Below are 16,951 nucleotides of genomic sequence, written 5' to 3'. Positions count from 1 at the left end.
ATCAGGAGGTCACATTGCCGGATTTCTGTTCTCTGCAGGGTAAGCGCGGTCTGGTCATCGGTATTGCCAACCGCGACAGCATCGCCTTTGCTTGTGCGCGCCAGTTTCACGACCTGGGCGCTGAACTGGCTCTGACCTACGTGAACGAAAAGGCCCGGGGTTACGTTGAGCCGCTGGCCACCGAACTCGACTGCAAGTTGTTCGCACCCTGCGACGTGCGCGAACCGGGCCAGCTTGAAGGCTTGTTCGAACAGATACGCGAGCAGTGGGGCGGCCTCGATTTCCTGTTGCACTCCATTGCCTTCGCCCCGCGGGAAGACCTCCATGGCCGAGTGGTGGATTGCAGCCGGGACGGCTTTCTCACCGCCATGGATGTCTCCTGCCATTCCTTCATGCGCATGGCACACCTGGCGGAGCCGCTGATGCCCCAGGGTGGCACCCTGCTTACGGTGAGTTTCTATGGCGCCGAGAAGGTGGTGGAGGATTACAACCTCATGGGCCCCGTCAAGGCGGCGCTGGAGTGCAGCGTCCGCTACATGGCGGCAGAACTGGGGCCCAGGGGTATCCGCGTTCATGCCTTGTCGCCGGGGCCGCTGAAGACCCGTGCGGCCTCGGGGATCAGTCGTTTTGACGAACTCATGGAGCGCAGTCGCCAGCGCGCACCCCAGTACCAGCTCGCGGATATCGACGACGTGGGTGCGGCGGCGGCCTTTCTGGTCAGCGACCGGGCGCGTACCCTGACAGGCAACACAACCTATATCGATGCCGGTTACCACATCGTCGGTTAGTCATTGCGTTTGCCTGGAGGGCGTCAGTCGTGTCCGATGAGTTGGTCAGCATTCCCTACGATCAGATCGAGGTGGGGCAGAAGGCGAGCCTGGAGCGCAAGCTGACGTTGCAGGACTTGCAGTTCCGCAGCGACGGTGACGGGGGTCGCCTCGATCCGGCCCAGGTCACCAGCGATCTCTACCACCGCATCATCACCCAGGGCATGTGGGCCACGGGGCTCATCAGCGTGGCCATCGCCGCGCGTCTGCCGGGCCCGGGCAGCCGGCTGCTGCATAACGACCTGGACTACCACGCGCAACTGCGCCTCGGTGATTCGGTGCGGATCGACCTGGAGGTGCTGGAGAAGCGCTCGGAGCGGCGGGTTTTGCTTGATTGCCGCTGTGAGGACAGCGATGGCCGGCTCATCGTATCCGGTCGTGCTCTGGTGGAGGCCCCCGAGCACGCCATCACCGAGCCGGATGACCTGCTGGCCCAGAGCGGTGGCGGACTGCGACGGCAATTGCATCGGCTACTGGGGCTTGCCCGCGGCCTCCCACCGCTGCGTATGGCGGTGGTGCACCCGGTGGACGCCCACTCCCTGGGCGGCGCCCTTGAAGCCCACCGGCGGGGCCTGATCGAGCCGGTGCTGGTGGGGCCGGAGCAGCGGATCCGGGATGCCGCGGCCCGCAGCGAGCATGCACTGGACGGCATCGAAATCATCTCCACGGAACACAGCCATGCCGCCGCCGCACGCGCCGTCGAATTGGCCAGGAACAGGGACGTGGCAGCGCTGATGAAAGGCGCGCTGCATACTGACGAGTTCATGGGTGCGATCGTCGATCGCAAGGGTGGTCTGCGCACGGAGCGCCGCATGAGCCATGTCTGGGTCATGGATGTGCCCACCTACCCCCGGCCGTTGTTGATCACCGATTCGGCCCTGAACATTCGGCCGGATCTGACGGCGAAGGCGGATATCGCCCGCAATGCCATCGATCTGGCCCGGGCCATGGGCATCGAGCAGCCTCGGGTCGCGGTGCTGTCGGCGACGGAGGAGGTGAATCCGCAGATCCAGTCCACACTGGACGCCGCGGCACTCTGCAAGATGGTGGACCGGGGGCAGATCAAGGGTGGCCTGCTGGATGGACCGCTGGCCTTCGATAATGCCATTTCCGAGGTGGCGGCGCGCACCAAGGGTATCCGCTCCACGGTGGCGGGCCGTCCGGATATCCTGCTTGCGCCGGACCTAGAGTCCGCCAACATGCTTGGCAAGCAGTTGCACTATCTGGCTGATGCCGAGGCGGCGGGCATCGTGGTGGGTGCGCGGGTGCCCATCGTGCTGACTTCCCGCGCCGATGACACCTTGTCGCGGGTGGCAGCCTGCGCCGTGGCGCTACTGATGGCTCAGGGGGCAAAATGACGGAGCAGTTGCTGGTTATCAATGCCGGGTCGTCCAGCATCAAGTTCGCCATCTATCCGGCGGAGGCCGGTTCCGATCAGGCGCTGTTCCGCGGAGAGGCCGAGGGACTTGGGCCTGACGACCAGGGTGGTCATCTGCGCATTCAGAATTCCGGACGCGAGTGTGTGCTGGCCCGTGATCTGGACGGCAGCCACGAGTCCGCCCTGAAGGCGATGCTGGAGTGGCTGGATGCCGAGGTCGGCCCCCTGGCCGCGGTTGGGCATCGGGTGGTGCACGGTGGCTTGCGCTATGGCGAACCAGTGCGGCTGAACCCGGACATCATGCGCGATCTGGAGGCTCTGGGCAGCCTGGCCGTCTTGCATCAACCCCACAACCTCTCTTCGGTGCGAATCCTCGAGCGGCAGCGTCTTGGGTTGCCGCAGGTAGCCTGCTTTGACACCGCGTTCCACCGCACGCAGCCCTGGGAGGCGCAGCGCTTTGCCCTGCCGCGCAAGCTTACCGAGTCCGGCATCGTGCGCTATGGCTTTCATGGCCTGTCCTACGAGTTCATCAGTGAATATCTGCAACGCCATCATCCGCGACTTCACGGCGGACGGGTGCTGGTGGCGCACCTGGGCAACGGAGCCAGCCTCTGCGCCATGCACAATGGCCGCAGCATGGCCACCAGCATGGGTTTTACCGCGCTGGACGGGCTCCCCATGGGGCAGCGCTGCGGCAGCCTCGATCCCGGCGTTGTGCTTTATCTCATCAACGAGCGGGGTATGAGCGCCCGCGAGGTGGAGGACATGCTCTACCGGCAGTCCGGCCTGCTCGGCATGTCCGGCATCAGTCACGATATGCGAGCCTTGCTGGCGAGCGATGATCCCGCCGCCGCCGAGGCGGTGCAGGTCTACTGCTACCGGGCGGCGCGGGAGATCGGCTCGCTGGCGGCCGCGCTGCAGGGCCTGGATGGACTGGTCTTCACCGGTGGTGTCGGTCAGCACGCAGCGCCGGTCCGCGAGGGGATCTGTCAGCGGCTGGGCTGGTTGGGCGTTTACCTGGATGCGGAGCGTAATGCCGGGCATGCCGGCTGTATCAGTCGCGATGACAGTCTACCTGTGCTGGTCATTCCAACGGACGAGGAGCGCATCATTGCCCGGCACACCCGTCGCCTGGTTCTTGGTGTCGACTGAACTAGCCCGCGGCAGACCATCATGAAGTGCATCTACAGCAGCCATAGCCCCTTACTTGTCAGCCACATGCGGAATCTGCTGGAAGCCGCCGGCATTCGTTGCCAGACCCGCAACATGGGCCTTGCCGGGGCGGCCGGGGAGCTACCGCCGACTGCCATCTGGCCGGAGTTGTGGGTCGAGCGGGAAATCGATTATCAGCGGGCTGAACAGTTGGTGGAGGAGGCGCAACGGGATCCACCGCCGGGGCAATCCTGGCGCTGCCCTGATTGCGGCGAGACCCTGGAGGCACAGTTTGATCAGTGCTGGCAGTGCGGTGCGGAGCGACCCCGCTAACCTGGGGAGACTAGTCTGGTCTGCGTTCCAGCCAGCTCCGGGCCAGGTATAGCGCGGCGATGGAGCGGCCTTCGGTCAGTTCGTCACCATTGAAGATGAGGTCGTCCAACTCGTTCAGTGGGGTTGGCACCACTTCGATGGGTTCGGGTTCGTCGCCCTCTTCGCGCTGGGGGTAGAGGCCCTCGGCAAGCACGATCTGGGTGCGATGGCCCATGTAGGCCGGTGCCAGGCTCAGCGCCTGCAGGGGTGTCAGGGTGCGGGCGCCGTAACCGGCTTCTTCCATCAACTCCCGGTTGGCGGCTTCAAGCATGTCCTCATCCGGTTCGACCCGGCCCTTGGGCAGGCCCAGTTCGTAGCGTTCCAGGCCGACGCCGTACTCGCGGATCAGCAGCACGGTGTTTTCGTCGAGCATGGGTACGATGATCACGGCACCCACTTTGCCCGCACCCCGCAGGCGCTCATACTCGACCTCGACGCCGTTGGGAAAGCGCAGGTTGACGGCCTCGATGCGGAACAGGCGGGAGCTGGCCACTGTCCGGGTGTCGAGGATTTCCGGTTTCTTGCGCATGCCGACTCCAATGCTCTCGAGTGGGTTCCGGGCCGATATGCTAGCAGGAAACAAGCCCTGCAGGCCCCTCGACGACACCCAGTCGGTCCTGTGTTCATGGACCGTCAGCGACAGGGATGTCGCTGTCGAGCCTACATGGACGTATTCACGGCGTGTCCATGGACACAGGACCGACTGGGTGTCGTCGAGGGGTCGGGGCACCGTGGTCAGATCAGGCAGGCATCGGCTACGATCCGGGACGGGAACGCATGGGGCGGTAGACACTTGAAGACTCGCCGTAGATACATCCCTGTAGGCTCGACAGCGACATCCCTGTCGCTGACGGTCTTCAAGTGTCTACCGCCCCATGCGTTCGCTGTATTGCATGTTTTCAGGCGATTGGGGATTTTGGAATGATTGATTGGTCCAGAGTGGATACAGTCTTGCTGGATATGGACGGCACCCTGCTCGATCTGCACTTCGACAACCACTTCTGGCAGCAGGCCCTGCCCGCCGCCTATGCCGCCCGGCGAGGCTGGTCGCTGGCCGAAAGCCAGGCCCATGTGTTCGAGCAGATGCGGCGGGTGGAAGGCACCCTGGACTGGTATTGCCTGGACTACTGGCGACGATTGCTGGATCTGGATATTGTCGCGATAAAGCGGGAAATACAGCATAAAATCGGCTATCGGCCAGGAACAGAAGCGTTCTTGCAAGGCTTGCGGCGCAGGGGCAAGCGCACGGTGCTGGTCACCAACGCGCATCACGACAGCCTCAATCTCAAGCGCCAGCGGGTGCAGCTCGACCCGTATCTGGACGCCGTGCACTCCTCCCACGACCATGGTGCTTCGAAGGAGTCCCATCGCTTCTGGGACAGCTTTCAGCGGCTGGAGTCGTTTGATCCGGCGCGCACCGTCTTCGTCGATGACAGCCTGTCGGTGCTGCGCTCGGCCCATGGCTGGGGAATCGAGCAGGTCTACGGGGTTGCCCGGCCGGACTTGCAGGCACCGCCGTTACAGCCTCATGAGTATCCCATGCTGGATGATCTCAGCGAGGCGCTCTGAGGCTCACTGCAGGTAGCCCTGGAAGCCTGCCGGGTTGTTGATGTTGCCCTCGAAGCTGATGCGATTCTCGGCCTGTGGTTCGGGAATGCCGAGAAACTGCAGGCCCTGGACCATGTCCGGGTGGATGCCGTCCAGGGTCTGGTAGATCACCTCGCCGGTGACGGTGCCGTCCACTTCCAGGCGAAAATCGCCATCCACCCGCAGGGTCGCGTCGATGGTGGCCACCTCACCGTTGATGCGACCGTTGTCGGAGCGCAGGCGCACGGCGTAGTCGCCCAGGCGATAGGTTTCACCCACCGAGATTGCGCCACCGTGCCAGTTGATGATGCCGTCCACCGCCGTGGGCATGCCCGCCGCGTCGAGTTCGATGCGATTGAAGTAGCCGTCGATACGGCCGTGCACACCCACGGGCAGGGGTTGGGTGGAAAACCGGCGGACCAGATTGGCTGCGTCGGCATCGAAACGCACATCCTCGAGGCGCAGCTCCCCATGACGATTGCTGTTTGCCACTGCCCGCAGCGCGCCATCATCCAGCCGACCCTGTAGCCGATAGCGCAGTTCGCCGCCAAGCAGGGCCCGCGGTTCAAGTGTCCAGCGCACGGCCTCTATCTGGTTGCCTTCCACAATCACGCCGGCGGCTTCGCCATTCCAGACGGTGCCGCGCAGGCCATGCGCCTGAACGGGCAACTGGTTGCCGAACCACTGCCAGGCATGGGCTGCCGGTAATGTCATGACCAGGGAGGCGACGAAGACCAGCAGCCCCAGGCAGAGGAGTAGCGCGATACGAATCATGACGACTCCAGCACCAGCTGGACATCCACCCGACCCTCGATATCGGTACGCCGCAGGCTGACGGTGGTGGCGATGACGCCGTGGCGATCCCGGAGGGTGCCCAGCCAGCGCATCAGGTCATCGAAGGCAATATTCTCGAATTGCACCCGGGCGGCGGCCTGACCGCTGGGCTCCACACTGCGGAGCACCTGTTGCAGGCCCGCCTGCCGGGCGCTCTGGTCAGCCAGGGCAAAAAGCGCCTGGCCAGCGCTGCGGGGTTCTTCGCCCTCTGCGATAGGCTGTGCCCCCAGGCGTTGCCTGGCGCTCTCCAGGTAAACCAGCAACTCCTGGCGCTCCGCCAGTGTGGCTTGCAGCGTGTCCGTGCGTTCGTGAATGGGCTGCCAGACCAGGAAGAAAAACAGGATCAGCGCCAGGGCGGCACCGCCATAGGACACGGTTCGCTGCTCGCGGCTGCTGAGCCCGGTCCACCAGCGCTTGAGGCCGCTCATGAGCCCTGCCTCCTCACCACCATCCGACCCTGAACCGCATCCTCTTCCGACCGGGCCGAGCGCACTTCGGCGCCTATGCGGTCGGTGCGATCAAGCTCCTGCTGGAGTTGATCAAGCCGTTGCAGCGTATCTGTCTCGATTTCCAGCTCAAGCACGCCGCCGCGGTAGCTCAGGCCCTGCAGTCGGAAGCCGGTACCGTTGGCAAGCACCGGCCCGACCAGGCGCAGGGTATCGAGCATGTCCTCCTGGTCGGAATCGCCGCGGGCGCCCACCTGGCGGAGCCGGTTTTCAACCCGGGCGCGGGCCTGATCCAGATTGCCGGCGCCGGGGAACAGGTCCTGATAGGCGACCATGGCGCGGCTCTCGACTGCGGCGATATCGTTTTGCAATTGGCGCTGCTCCAGCAGGGCAAGGCCCGTGTCCAGGCACACCCAGATCGCGAACAGCACCGCCACGGGAATCCACGGTCGCCAGAGGTTGCGGCCCTGCCCCACTGGGGCATACCGGCCGGTGAGGAGATCCAGGGGAGCCTGATCGTGCCAGCCGCGCACCAGCAGGGTGCCGGCGCGCGTCGGTTCCAGCATGATCTCGGCGCCAAGGATGTCCGTCGGCAGCTCCGGGTCGACGCCGTCGGCAAGCACGCGCAGGTGCGCCGGCCGGCCCTCGCCGTGCTCTTCGATGGCTGCCTCCAGCAGCACTTCCAGGTTTTCTACGTCGCCGCCGAAGCCGTGTTGTGGCCCGGTACGAACCTGGAAACCCTGCTTGTCCACTAGCACCGTCCAGGCATCGTTCTCCTCCGGCAGGCAGAGAATTTCCGGTGCCAGTCTCTCGGGCCGCAGGCCGTGTTCATCCAGCAGACTCAGCCAGCGGTCAACCCAGGTTGTCTGCAGCACCGCAACTGCCCAGTTTCCGTCATGCTGGCTGCCGAGCACGAAGTGAGCGTCGTCGATGTCGCCGGCGAGTTGCTCTTCCAGGGCGTAAGGGATGGCGCGCAGCAGCTTCTGCCGACTTTGGGTGGGCACGCGGACGCTGGTCAGGAGCAGGTCGGTGCCGCTGACCAGGCCGATGACACGGCAACCGCGGGCGGCCTCGGCGATGGCGCCGAAATCGTCACTGACGCCCTCGGCCTCCACGGTGCCGTCACGGCCGGCACGAAGCCAGTGGATGGGGGCGTCTGCATCACTGCCCAGGCGTAGGAAAAGGTCAGCGCTCAAGGACGCACTCCGGGTCTGATCATGGCTGCATTGTCCGACCTCTGCGAGGCTTGCGCAATGCGCGGTAACGTGAAGCTGGTCCGGTCCGATGCAGTTCGGTGAAGCGGGCAGACCGCTCGGGGACACGCCGTAAATACCTCCCTGTAGGCTCGACAGCGACATCCCTGTCGCTGACGGTCCCCGACCGGTCTACCCGCTCCACCGAACTGCATCGGACCTCCCGATAGTTGCCTCCGCCAGCAAGCCGTGGGTGGCCCCGGGTCGGACTACTCGATAAACCCTTGTCGTCGCAAAATAACCCGGCTGGTGCCGGCATCGGCGCGGTACAGCACCGTCTCGGTGCGGACTTCCGTGCGCCCCAGCTCGACCACGGTGCGCAGCAGGAAGTAGTTGCTGCCCACAGAGAGCGTCTGCGGGTCCACGTCGCGCCCGGCCAGTGCAGGGTCCTGCAGGAAGTCGGTGACGCTGGGGTAGCCGTCCGCCGGGCGGGCCTCTGCCAGGGCTTCGGCTTCCCGCTCGGAAATGCCGTCCGCCAATGTGCGCAGCACCATGGGGGGCGCCGTGTTGACGTTGATGGTGGTGGCCTCTGGCAGCGCGGTGATGTAGGGCTGCAGCAGGCGGTAGGCCTCGTCATCCACCCCCCGGACCAGTCGCAGCTCGGTGGGGCTTGCCATGCGCTGGTTGGCGGTGCGATACGGGTTGTCCAGGCGGGAGTAGTAATCGTCTTCGGCACCGTCCGGAAAGCGCGGCTCGATGTTGTCATCGATCCAGTCTGCCGCGGCGGGCATGATGCTCGGGTCGAGTTCCAGGATCTGCAGCAGCCGCAGCAGATTGGCCATGGCGGGCTCATCGTCGCGCCCGTCGGGACGAACCAGGTTGTTCAGATTGATCCGGCCCTGCAGATCTTCCATCTGGAAGCGCAGTTGCACCGGGAGATCATCGAAGGGTGGCGGCACGATAGGCTGCGCCCACAGTTCGTTCAGGTGATCGATGCCGTCGCCATCCTCGCGGTTCGCGATCAGCACCTCGCTGGCCCAGGCCTCCGCCGCCAGGGCGAACTGCAGCGCCTGTTCACGCTCCAGCAGCGTGCTGTAGCGGGCGTTGTCGAAGTAGGCGCGGGCCGCAAGCTGTGTTGCCAGCATGGTGGCAAGCGCAACCACCAGCAAGGCCGTGATCAGCGCGGCGCCTCGTTGCAGGCGGCTCATGGCTGCCCCTGCTGCAGTGGGCCGTCGGGCAGGCGGAAGATGCGCACGATGGTGCCTAGGTCCTCCAGCTCCACGGTCATTTCGATGGCCCGGGGAATGACCGTGGTGCCACGGCCCTGTCCCGCCGGCGGCCATATTTCCTGCCAGGCGTTGCCGTCATCCAGATAACGGAAGGCAAGATCCTCGACCCCCTCAAGCAGGGGAGTATCGTCCCGGGGTGGTTCCACCTGCTGATCCAGTACACCCCAGGTGAGTCGCACCAGTTCACCCTCGTCGATGCGATAGGCAATGCGCACCAGTTCGCTGCGCACCTGGCCCAGTGGATTGCTGCGGCCGGAGCGGGTGAATTCCAGGTCGGCGATATCGTCACTGATCATGGCCGCCCGCGGGTCGCCAAAACCATCCCGGATGCTGCGCGCCACCGCGTGCTGGAAATCCCGCTCCACCACAATGAAAGCCTGCTGGACGATCTTGAGCCGTTCCGCCTGGGCGTCCAGGTGCTCACGGGCGTCGGCGACGGCGCGCAGCCCGGTGTAGGCCATGGCCGAGAGCACGGCGAAGATGGTCATGGCCACCATCACCTCGATCAGTGTAAAGCCGCGCTGGGCCCGCTCCATCAGCCGCCCCCCTGGAATTGCGGCAGGGGCGCGGTACTCGCCGGGTTCTGCAGCAGGCCGATGAGGCTGGTTACATGGTTGTCGTCGTCCGGATCGGCGTAGACGAAGATGTCCACCCGGCGCAGTCGTGGATTGGCGGTGTTGGCGACCCGGGCTTCCCAGAACCAGTCTCGCGGGCCCATGGTCATCTCGCCGGTCTGGCGACCGGTCTCCCAGTAGCGGGTGGCCTGCAGCTCGGTCATGACGTTCCCGGCCACCCAGTTGGCCAGAATGCGGTCACGGCTATGGCTGATGTTCCAGGTGAACTGGCTGGTGGCGGTGATCAGGCCGGCGAAGGCGATGGCCACCACCAGCAGCGCGATCATGACCTCCGGCAGGGTAAAGCCCCCTTGACGCTGGTGGACGATCATGGCCAGTCGTCTCCGTCATGGCGCTCAAGCTCCAGGCGCCCGATCAGGTTGCCCCGCAAGCGGTAGCGCTCCTGCTCGCCACCGACTTCGCTCAACAGCAGGCGAAATGGTGTCATTTCCCCACTGGAGAGCATCAGGATGGATGGGCGGTCATCCTCGCTTGCGCCCGGCTCGCGGTCGCCCGGCAGACCGTCAAGTTCCAGCTGCAGGCGGAGCTGGGGCGGGAACTCCCGTGGATTGAACTCCCGGCGTTCCGCGGCGGTGATACCGATCCACTGGCCGTCCACCAGCTCGGTGAAGCGATAGCCGTCCGGCTCAAGTATCAGCCCGAGTTCGCGGGCCTCGATCAGGGCGCGTTCGGCGGCCAGCTCCATGACTGCCTGCAGCCGGCGGGCCTCCCGCTCCAGAGTGTCGTCCCGGGAGAAGCTCACCGACAGGATAGCCACGCTGACCATGATGCCGATGATGAGCAGCACCACCAGCAATTCGATCAGCGTAAAGCCGCGGCTGCGGAGCATGGCTGTGGCGGGTCAGTCCAGATCGAAGTTGCTGATTTCCGCGTTTTCACCGTCACCGCCGGGCCTGCCATCGGCACCATAGGTGAAAATTCGCGGCCGATTGCCTTCGGTATCATCCGGCGACAGGTACTGATACTGGTTGCCCCAAGGGTCTGTAGGAACGCTGCGCATGTACTGGCGCCAGTTCCGCGGCTCCGGATCGCTGGTCGGGCGTTCCACCAGCGCCTGCAGGCCCTGGTCCGTGGTGGGGTAGCGGAAATTGTCGCCGCGATAGAGATCCAGTGACTGTTCGATGGCGCGAATATCGTGTTGCGCCTTGGTGATCCGCGCCCGCTCGGGGTTGTCCATCACGTTGGGCACGGCGAAGGCCACCAGTATCCCCAGAATGATCACCACCACCATGATCTCGATCAGGGTGAAACCCCGCTGGCTCCGGGGTCGGAAGTGGAACAAGTCTTGCGTTGCGTTCATGTCGTCCTCGCGAGGTCGGCGATCCAGCCGCTACATCAGTTGAGAAGGTCCGTCATCTGGAAGATCGGTAGCATAATAGACAGCACGATCAAAAGTACGATCGCACCCATGGTCAATATGATCAGTGGCTCCATCACTGTCAGGCTGGTGCTGATCAGTCCCTGGACTTCCCGCTCCTGGTTGGTGGCGGCCCGGTCCAGCATCTGCTCGAGCCGGCCGCTGTTCTCGCCGCTGGCCACCAGGTGCAGCATCATCGGCGGGAACTGCCCGGAGCGCTCCAGCGCCAGGCTGATGCCGGTGCCTTCCCGGACCATCACCGCCGCCGACTGCACGGCGTCGCGCATGGGCAGGTTGGTCACCACCTCCGATGATATGCGCATCGCCTCCAGCACCGGCACCCCGGCATTGGCGAGGATGCTGAACGTACGTGCGAAGCGTGCTGCGTTGGCCCCGCGCACCACGTGGCGAACCAGCGGCAGGCGCAGTTGCGCGGCGTGGAAGCGACGGCGAAAGCCCTGGTTGCGCAGGGCGTAGATAAAGCCGATCACCGCCGCCACCAATGCCATCACCAGCAACACGCCTCGCTCGCGCAGGAAGTCCGAGATGGCGATCATGCCCTGGGTCATGGCCGGCAAGGATTGACCGGCGGTGTCGAAGGCGTCCGTCACCTCCGGCACCACGAAGGTCATCAGCAGTACGATCACCAGTACCGCAACTGCCACCAGAATGGCAGGGTAGAACAACGCCAGGCGGATCTTCTGCTGCATCTCCTGGCGGCTCTCCGTGTAGTCGGCGAGACGCTCCAGCACCAGGTCCAGCTTGCCGGTCTGCTCGCCGGCGGCGACGGTGGCCCGGAACATCTCGGGAAATGCACGAGGAAACTGGCCGAGCCCGTCCGCCAGGCTGTAACCCTCCATCACCCTGGCCCGCACGGCGGTCATGATGGAGCGGGTGCGGGCTCTTTCATTCTGGCGGGCAGTGGCACGCAGCGCCTCTTCCAGGGGCAGCCCGGAGCCGATCAGCGTCGCCAGCTGCCGTGTCACCATGGCCAGTTCCGTGGCACTGAGGCCTCCGCCGATGCGCAGGCTGAGCCCGCTATCCCCGCCCGCGGTCTGCTCGGTGACCGCATCCACGCTGAGGGGAACCCAGCCCTTCTCCCGAAGCTGCTGACGCACCTGGCGGGCGGTATCGCCCTCCAGTACGCCCTTGAGCTCCTTGCCGTTTCCGTCGAGTGCCGAGTATTCGAAAGCCGCCATGATGGAAGTGCGCTTCGTTCCCTGTCGGTGGGTGCTCAGGCCTCGATGGGCGGAGTGTCGTCGGTGGTGACCCGCAAGACTTCCTCGACGGTGGTGCGGCCATCCAGGATGCGGCGGACCCCGTCCTGACGCAGGCTTGGTGTCCTCTGCCGGGCGTAGCGCTCGATCAACTGCTCGGACACACCGTCGTGGATCATGCCGCGGACATGGTCGTCCACGGGAACGAGTTCAAATATCCCGCCACGACCACGATAGCCGAGGCCGTTGCAATGCTCGCACCCCTGGGCGTGGTAGAGGGTGTATTCCTGGCTGGGGTCGAGGCCGAGGCGCTCGCAGTCGTGGCTGTTGGCGGTATAGGGCGACTTGCAGTGCTCGCACAGCAGGCGCACCAGGCGTTGCGACATCACGCCGATCAGGCTGGACGCCATCAGGAATGGCTCGACACCCATGTCCCGCAGTCGACTCACCGCGCCAACGGCGGTGTTTGTGTGCAGGGTGGAGAGCACGGTATGACCGGTCAGGGACGCCTGTACCGCGATTTCCGCGGTTTCCAGATCGCGGATTTCACCCACCATGACCACGTCCGGGTCCTGTCGCAGGATGGCCCGCAGCCCCCGGGCGAAGGTCATGTTCACCTTGCTGTTCACCTGGGTCTGGCCGATGCCCTCCAGGTAATACTCAATTGGGTCTTCCACCGTGAGTATGCTGCGGGAGGCGTCATTGAGCTGGGTGAGGGCCGCGTACAGCGTGGTGGTCTTGCCGGAGCCGGTGGGGCCGGTCACCAGCAGGATACCGTGGGGCCGGTGGATGATGTCGTGGAGCATGTTGCGCAGCCGCTCGGGCATGCCCAGGTGGCTGAGGTCGAGCCGCCCCGCCTGCTTGTCCAGCAAACGCAGCACCACCCGCTCGCCATGACCCGATGGCAGCGTGGAGACACGCACGTCCACCGCCCGTCCGGCGATGCGCAGGCCGATACGGCCGTCCTGGGGCAGCCGCTTTTCGGCGATATCGAGCCGCGCCATGACCTTGATCCGGGAAATCAGCAGCGGCGCCATGACCCGGGGCGGCTGCAGCACTTCGCGGAGGATGCCGTCCACCCTGAAACGCACAACCAGCTTGTGTTCGAAGGGCTCGACGTGGATATCCGAGGCGTTCTCCTTGATTGCCTCGCTCAATAGCGCATTGATCAGCCGGATGATCGGCGCATCATCCTCGCTTTCCAGCAGGTCGGCGGGCTCCGGCAGGGATTCGGCAATGCTGGAAAGATCCAGGTCGTCGCCCAGGTCCTCCACCATCTGCGCGGCTTCACCGCTGCCGCGCTCATAGTTGATGCGCAGGGCGTCCTCGAACTCCGCCGCCGTGGCACGCTTGAGCCGTAGCGGCATGCCGAGGCTGCGGCGCAACTCGCTGATGCCGGCGCTGGGCGCACCCGCGCGCATGACCACCACGGCCCGCTCATCCTCAATGCCCGTGACCACCAGGCCATGGCGACGTGCAAAGGCGAAGCTCGGTCGGTCGAACTGACGGACTCCGGAGGGCGGCGCAGCAACCGGCTGCGTCGCCACAGTCTCCGGTGTGTGCTCCTCGTCCGAAGCCAGCCTTAGCGGTATCACACGTTCAGTCATGGGTCGAATGGTCTCGGCAGTTCAGCGCGTTCCAGCGACGGCAGCACGCCGGGGCGGGTACCGCTGACCATGCTGACGCCCTGCTGCTGGCGATCCAGTTGCTGGGCCCGCATGAAGTTGTACTTGCGCCCGGAGAAATCGTCGGCAATGGCGCGGTCCCTGACAATTGTGGGCTGCATGAACACCATCAGGTTGCGCTTGGTGGTACTGGTGGAGCGATAACGGAACAGCTCGCCCAGAATCGGCAGTGAGCCAAGGCCTGGGACACGTTGCTCCTGCTCCTGCACGTCGTCGTCCATCAGGCCGCCCAGGGCGATGACCTGGCCATCGTCCACCAGCACATGGGTCTGGATGGTACGCCTGTTGGTGATCGGGCCCGCTGCGGTTGTGCCGATGACATTGGACGCCTCCTGCTCGATCTCCAGCTGGATGGCGTTGCCCTCGTTGATCTGCGGCTTGATCTTGAGAATGATGCCCACGTCTTCCCGGTCGATGGTCTGGAACGGGTTGGTGACGTTGCGCCCTTCGGAAGTGAACTGGCCGGTGACGAAGGGGCGATTCTCGGCGACGCGGATTTCCGCTTCCTGATTATCCATGGTCACCAACGATGGCGTGGACAGGATGTTGGTATTGCGGTCCGAGGCCAGCGCCCGGATAAAGGCCCCAAATCGGATGCGGCTGTCCAGATCGCCCACCACCATGCTCAGGCCGTCATCCACCTGGGGCTGGGAACTGCCCAGGGTCAGCAGCGAGCCAATGCTGGTGCCGACACCACCGAAGTTGGTCAGGCTGGCGAATCCCTCGCCGTCGCTGCCATCGACAAACCATTGCACACCGCGTTCGCTACCCCGTTCCTCGGAGATCTCGGCGATGGCGGCCTCGACGAGGATCTGTGCACGGCGGATGTCGAGCCGGTCGATCACCGAGCGCAGGGACTGCATCATGGCCGGTGGCGCCGTGATCACCAGGGAGTTGGTGGTTTCCTCCGCCTGGATGCTGATGGCACGGGCATCTCCATTCTGCCCAGCCTCTTCCTGGCGCTCGCGCATGCTCTCGGTCACGCCCTGCAACACCGTCACCAGATCTTCTGCCCGACTGTAGCGCAGGTAGATGACGTGGGTATCGCCCTCGTCCTCCATGGGGTCGTCGAGTTGCGCGATCAGAGCGCGCATGCGCAGCCGCTGTGCCCGGTCGCCGGAGAGCAGCACGCTGTTGGTGCGCTCGTCAGCGGCAATCTGTACCTGCTGCGCCGGGACGGTTTCTGCATCGGTGCGTCGCAGGCTGTTGAGTATCCGCACCATCTCTCCGACGGAGGCGTGCTGCAGGCGCACGATGTCGATCTCGTCGTCCCCGGCCCGGTCGACTTCCTGGACCAGTGCGGCGATACGCTCCACGTTACCGGACCTGTCGGAGACGATCAGCACATTGGTGGGTGGATAGGCGGCAAGATGGCCCTGCTGCGGCAACAGCGGGCGCAGGATGGGAACGAGCTGCGCCACCGGGACGTTCTCCACCTGGATTACGGTGGTCACGATATCGTCGCTGGCGGCGGCCGTGCCCATGTCCGGGCCGAGCTGCTTGGCGTTGGCGTCCGGGATGATCTTGATGACTTCTCCCGCCGGAACGGTGGCGAAGCCGTGGACCTGCAGGACTGACAGGAAGGCGCGATAGAGTTCGTCCGGCTCCATGGGTGCACGGGATATCAGTGTGACCTGGCCGCGTACCCGTGGATCGATGATGAAGTTTCGCCCGGTGACTTCTGCAACGGTATTGATCAAGGCCCTGATGTCGGCGTCCTTGAGGTTGAGTGTTACCGGCTGACCCCGTTCCACGCGTTCCTGCTGCGCGGCGATGGGGCCCGCGGCAAGGGTGAGCAGCAGGCCCAGAATACAGGTGCTGGCCAACGCTCCAACCCGCCGTCCCTTCAGTGTCCCCATGCCCATCATTCGGCCCGCCATCAGTTGTCGAATTCGATCGTAATGGTTCGGGTTGCCCCATCGCGAAGTATCGTCAGATCAAGACGATTCTGCTCGGCTGCATCGCGCAGCGTGGCGATCCCCACCTGGGGATTGTCCAGGAGTTGCCCGTTGATTTCCGTGACGATATCGCCGGCCTCCAGGCCGACGGACTGCATGACCTGCGGGTCCGATCCGGCTTGTAGCCGGAATCCGCGGAACTCGCCGTCCACCATATACGGTTGTGGCTGCACGTAGCGGGTGAAGTCGTCGGGGTTCTGCAACAGTGTCTGGCGCATGTCGTCATCCATGCCTGTGCCAGCGTCGTCGATACCGACGTTGTCCTCGCTGATCTCCGGGGCTCCCCCGGGCAGGGTGTCCAGCGCCACCGGCGTGCCACCGCGTATCTGGTCCTCAGGCAGGCGCAGTGTCTCATGGCGCCCCTCGCGCAACAGGATGACCCGATCCTGCATAATGGCGTCGATCGTAGCGCCGCCTGTCAGCTCGTCGCCGACCCGGTAGACATCTTCGTTGCGGCCGCCGGTGGCAATGATCACGCGGGCGAGTTGATCGCCCGGGTCGTACAGCACGCCGCGCAAGGTGAGGTTCAGACGGGTGTCCGGCGCATCCACGGGGATCTGCCGGACGCTGCCGCCGTTGAGGGCACCCGGAGCACCGAACAGACGCAGCGCGGCAACGGTGTCTCCGGCGCTGGGCCTGTCAGAGGAACTGCTGGGGCTCTCCTGGCGTGCGGCAGGTGGTGGCGCCGCGCTCTGTTCCACGGGCAGCAACTGCCAGGTGAGTTCGGCCAGCGTATAGGCAAGCGCCACCACCAGCACCACGGTGCCAGCCACCACGCCAACGCGGGAGCCGGTGCCGGAGAGGGCTGATCGAACTGCGGTGCTGATGCCTTGCATACCTGTCCCGTGGCGTGCCAAGCCGTGGAGTGGCCGCCCCTTGTTTCTGTCTCGCCCGCGCCGTTCTGCGCGGTGCGGAAAGCCACGCGTTGTAATGGCCTCTCCGGTAATGTATCAGACCTGCAAAGCAGCGGTTTGTTTTCGCTGCGTTGTCGCCGGAGGTGTTCGCCACCGCTGCTGCCGAT

The 16,951-nt window shown here is 64.9% G+C and carries 18 protein-coding genes; 5 read left to right on the top strand and 13 right to left on the bottom strand.

Annotation, left to right across the window (positions count from 1 at the left end):
- Positions 1-14: 14 nt before the first annotated feature.
- The 4 genes from fabI to J2T57_RS00700 are packed head-to-tail and all read left to right on the top strand — an operon-like array spanning position 15 to position 3,690.
- Positions 15-788, top strand: a complete 774-nt coding sequence (gene fabI, locus J2T57_RS00715; RefSeq protein WP_253472738.1) for an enoyl-ACP reductase FabI — start codon at positions 15-17, stop codon at positions 786-788.
- 29 nt (positions 789-817) lie between these two features.
- Positions 818-2,185, top strand: a complete 1,368-nt coding sequence (locus J2T57_RS00710; protein WP_253472736.1) for a bifunctional enoyl-CoA hydratase/phosphate acetyltransferase — start codon at positions 818-820, stop codon at positions 2,183-2,185.
- Complete coding sequence (locus tag J2T57_RS00705; RefSeq protein ID WP_253472734.1) at positions 2,182-3,357, top strand: acetate/propionate family kinase; 1,176 nt, start codon at positions 2,182-2,184, stop codon at positions 3,355-3,357. Before J2T57_RS00710 ends, J2T57_RS00705 begins: the two co-directional genes overlap by 4 nt.
- A 21-nt stretch (positions 3,358-3,378) precedes the next feature.
- Positions 3,379-3,690 (top strand): putative signal transducing protein, encoded by a 312-nt coding sequence (locus J2T57_RS00700; protein WP_253472732.1) that lies wholly within the window; start codon positions 3,379-3,381, stop codon positions 3,688-3,690.
- Between the two features lie 10 nt (positions 3,691-3,700).
- Here J2T57_RS00700 and nudE read toward each other — a convergent pair whose 3' ends face one another.
- Positions 3,701-4,258 (bottom strand): ADP compounds hydrolase NudE, encoded by a 558-nt coding sequence (gene nudE / locus J2T57_RS00695; protein ID WP_253472730.1) that lies wholly within the window; start codon positions 4,256-4,258, stop codon positions 3,701-3,703.
- A 392-nt stretch (positions 4,259-4,650) separates the two neighbouring features.
- Between nudE and yrfG the strand changes: the two genes are divergently transcribed.
- The gene (yrfG, locus tag J2T57_RS00690) at positions 4,651-5,298 is read left to right on the top strand and encodes a GMP/IMP nucleotidase (RefSeq protein WP_301289035.1); all 648 of its coding nucleotides are present in this window, start codon (positions 4,651-4,653) and stop codon (positions 5,296-5,298) included.
- Between the two features lie 3 nt (positions 5,299-5,301).
- Here yrfG and J2T57_RS00685 read toward each other — a convergent pair whose 3' ends face one another.
- The 12 genes from J2T57_RS00685 to gspC form a co-directional block, all read right to left on the bottom strand.
- Positions 5,302-6,090 carry a type II secretion system protein N gene (locus J2T57_RS00685; protein WP_253472726.1) on the bottom strand — a complete coding sequence of 263 codons (789 nt, stop codon included), beginning with the start codon at positions 6,088-6,090 and terminating at the stop codon, positions 5,302-5,304.
- Positions 6,087-6,578, bottom strand: a complete 492-nt coding sequence (locus tag J2T57_RS00680; RefSeq protein WP_253472723.1) for a type II secretion system protein M — start codon at positions 6,576-6,578, stop codon at positions 6,087-6,089. The genes J2T57_RS00685 and J2T57_RS00680 overlap by 4 nt, the downstream gene beginning before the upstream one ends.
- Positions 6,575-7,792 (bottom strand): type II secretion system protein GspL, encoded by a 1,218-nt coding sequence (gspL, locus tag J2T57_RS00675; protein ID WP_253472720.1) that lies wholly within the window; start codon positions 7,790-7,792, stop codon positions 6,575-6,577. The genes J2T57_RS00680 and gspL overlap by 4 nt, the downstream gene beginning before the upstream one ends.
- A gap of 266 nt (positions 7,793-8,058) precedes the next feature.
- The gene (gene gspK, locus J2T57_RS00670) at positions 8,059-8,997 is read right to left on the bottom strand and encodes a type II secretion system minor pseudopilin GspK (protein WP_253472717.1); all 939 of its coding nucleotides are present in this window, start codon (positions 8,995-8,997) and stop codon (positions 8,059-8,061) included.
- On the bottom strand, positions 8,994-9,614 hold the full coding sequence (gspJ, locus tag J2T57_RS00665; protein WP_253472714.1) for a type II secretion system minor pseudopilin GspJ: 621 nt from the start codon (positions 9,612-9,614) through the stop codon (positions 8,994-8,996). Before gspJ ends, gspK begins: the two co-directional genes overlap by 4 nt.
- Positions 9,614-10,024: a type II secretion system minor pseudopilin GspI gene (gspI, locus tag J2T57_RS00660; RefSeq protein ID WP_253472711.1), complete on the bottom strand. Its 411-nt coding sequence runs from the start codon at positions 10,022-10,024 to the stop codon at positions 9,614-9,616. The genes gspJ and gspI overlap by 1 nt, the downstream gene beginning before the upstream one ends.
- Positions 10,021-10,542 (bottom strand): type II secretion system minor pseudopilin GspH, encoded by a 522-nt coding sequence (gene gspH / locus J2T57_RS00655; protein ID WP_253472707.1) that lies wholly within the window; start codon positions 10,540-10,542, stop codon positions 10,021-10,023. Before gspH ends, gspI begins: the two co-directional genes overlap by 4 nt.
- 12 nt (positions 10,543-10,554) lie before the next feature.
- Complete coding sequence (gspG, locus tag J2T57_RS00650; protein WP_253472704.1) at positions 10,555-11,013, bottom strand: type II secretion system major pseudopilin GspG; 459 nt, start codon at positions 11,011-11,013, stop codon at positions 10,555-10,557.
- A 35-nt stretch (positions 11,014-11,048) separates the two neighbouring features.
- Positions 11,049-12,269 (bottom strand): type II secretion system inner membrane protein GspF, encoded by a 1,221-nt coding sequence (gene gspF, locus J2T57_RS00645; RefSeq protein ID WP_253472700.1) that lies wholly within the window; start codon positions 12,267-12,269, stop codon positions 11,049-11,051.
- Positions 12,270-12,304: 35 nt separating this feature from the next.
- Complete coding sequence (gspE, locus tag J2T57_RS00640) at positions 12,305-13,894, bottom strand: type II secretion system ATPase GspE (RefSeq protein WP_253472697.1); 1,590 nt, start codon at positions 13,892-13,894, stop codon at positions 12,305-12,307.
- The gene (gene gspD / locus J2T57_RS00635) at positions 13,891-15,852 is read right to left on the bottom strand and encodes a type II secretion system secretin GspD (protein ID WP_253472693.1); all 1,962 of its coding nucleotides are present in this window, start codon (positions 15,850-15,852) and stop codon (positions 13,891-13,893) included. The genes gspE and gspD overlap by 4 nt, the downstream gene beginning before the upstream one ends.
- Complete coding sequence (gene gspC, locus J2T57_RS00630) at positions 15,852-16,766, bottom strand: type II secretion system protein GspC (RefSeq protein ID WP_253472690.1); 915 nt, start codon at positions 16,764-16,766, stop codon at positions 15,852-15,854. Before gspC ends, gspD begins: the two co-directional genes overlap by 1 nt.
- Positions 16,767-16,951 lie beyond the last annotated feature (185 nt).

Origin of the sequence: Natronocella acetinitrilica, assembly GCF_024170285.1 — a bacterium.
Classification (GTDB): domain Bacteria; phylum Pseudomonadota; class Gammaproteobacteria; order Nitrococcales; family Aquisalimonadaceae; genus Natronocella; species Natronocella acetinitrilica.
This window is presented reverse-complemented; position numbering and strand designations above follow the sequence as displayed.

Excerpts from the sequence above, each read along its gene's own strand:
- nudE (WP_253472730.1), bottom strand. The coding sequence starts at position 4,258 with ATGCGCAAGAAACCGGAAATCCTCGACACCCGGACAGTGGCCAGCTCC.
- gspI (WP_253472711.1), bottom strand. The coding sequence starts at position 10,024 with ATGATCGTCCACCAGCGTCAAGGGGGCTTTACCCTGCCGGAGGTCATG.
- gspJ (WP_253472714.1), bottom strand. The coding sequence starts at position 9,614 with ATGGAGCGGGCCCAGCGCGGCTTTACACTGATCGAGGTGATGGTGGCC.
- gspC (WP_253472690.1), bottom strand. The coding sequence starts at position 16,766 with ATGCAAGGCATCAGCACCGCAGTTCGATCAGCCCTCTCCGGCACCGGC.
- gspD (WP_253472693.1), bottom strand. The coding sequence starts at position 15,852 with ATGGCGGGCCGAATGATGGGCATGGGGACACTGAAGGGACGGCGGGTT.
- gspH (WP_253472707.1), bottom strand. The coding sequence starts at position 10,542 with ATGCTCCGCAGCCGCGGCTTTACGCTGATCGAATTGCTGGTGGTGCTG.
- J2T57_RS00680 (WP_253472723.1), bottom strand. The coding sequence starts at position 6,578 with ATGAGCGGCCTCAAGCGCTGGTGGACCGGGCTCAGCAGCCGCGAGCAG.
- gspE (WP_253472697.1), bottom strand. The coding sequence starts at position 13,894 with ATGACTGAACGTGTGATACCGCTAAGGCTGGCTTCGGACGAGGAGCAC.
- gspF (WP_253472700.1), bottom strand. The coding sequence starts at position 12,269 with ATGGCGGCTTTCGAATACTCGGCACTCGACGGAAACGGCAAGGAGCTC.
- J2T57_RS00700 (WP_253472732.1), top strand. The coding sequence starts at position 3,379 with ATGAAGTGCATCTACAGCAGCCATAGCCCCTTACTTGTCAGCCACATG.
- gspG (WP_253472704.1), bottom strand. The coding sequence starts at position 11,013 with ATGAACGCAACGCAAGACTTGTTCCACTTCCGACCCCGGAGCCAGCGG.
- J2T57_RS00685 (WP_253472726.1), bottom strand. The coding sequence starts at position 6,090 with ATGATTCGTATCGCGCTACTCCTCTGCCTGGGGCTGCTGGTCTTCGTC.
- J2T57_RS00705 (WP_253472734.1), top strand. The coding sequence starts at position 2,182 with ATGACGGAGCAGTTGCTGGTTATCAATGCCGGGTCGTCCAGCATCAAG.
- yrfG (WP_301289035.1), top strand. The coding sequence starts at position 4,651 with ATGATTGATTGGTCCAGAGTGGATACAGTCTTGCTGGATATGGACGGC.
- gspK (WP_253472717.1), bottom strand. The coding sequence starts at position 8,997 with ATGAGCCGCCTGCAACGAGGCGCCGCGCTGATCACGGCCTTGCTGGTG.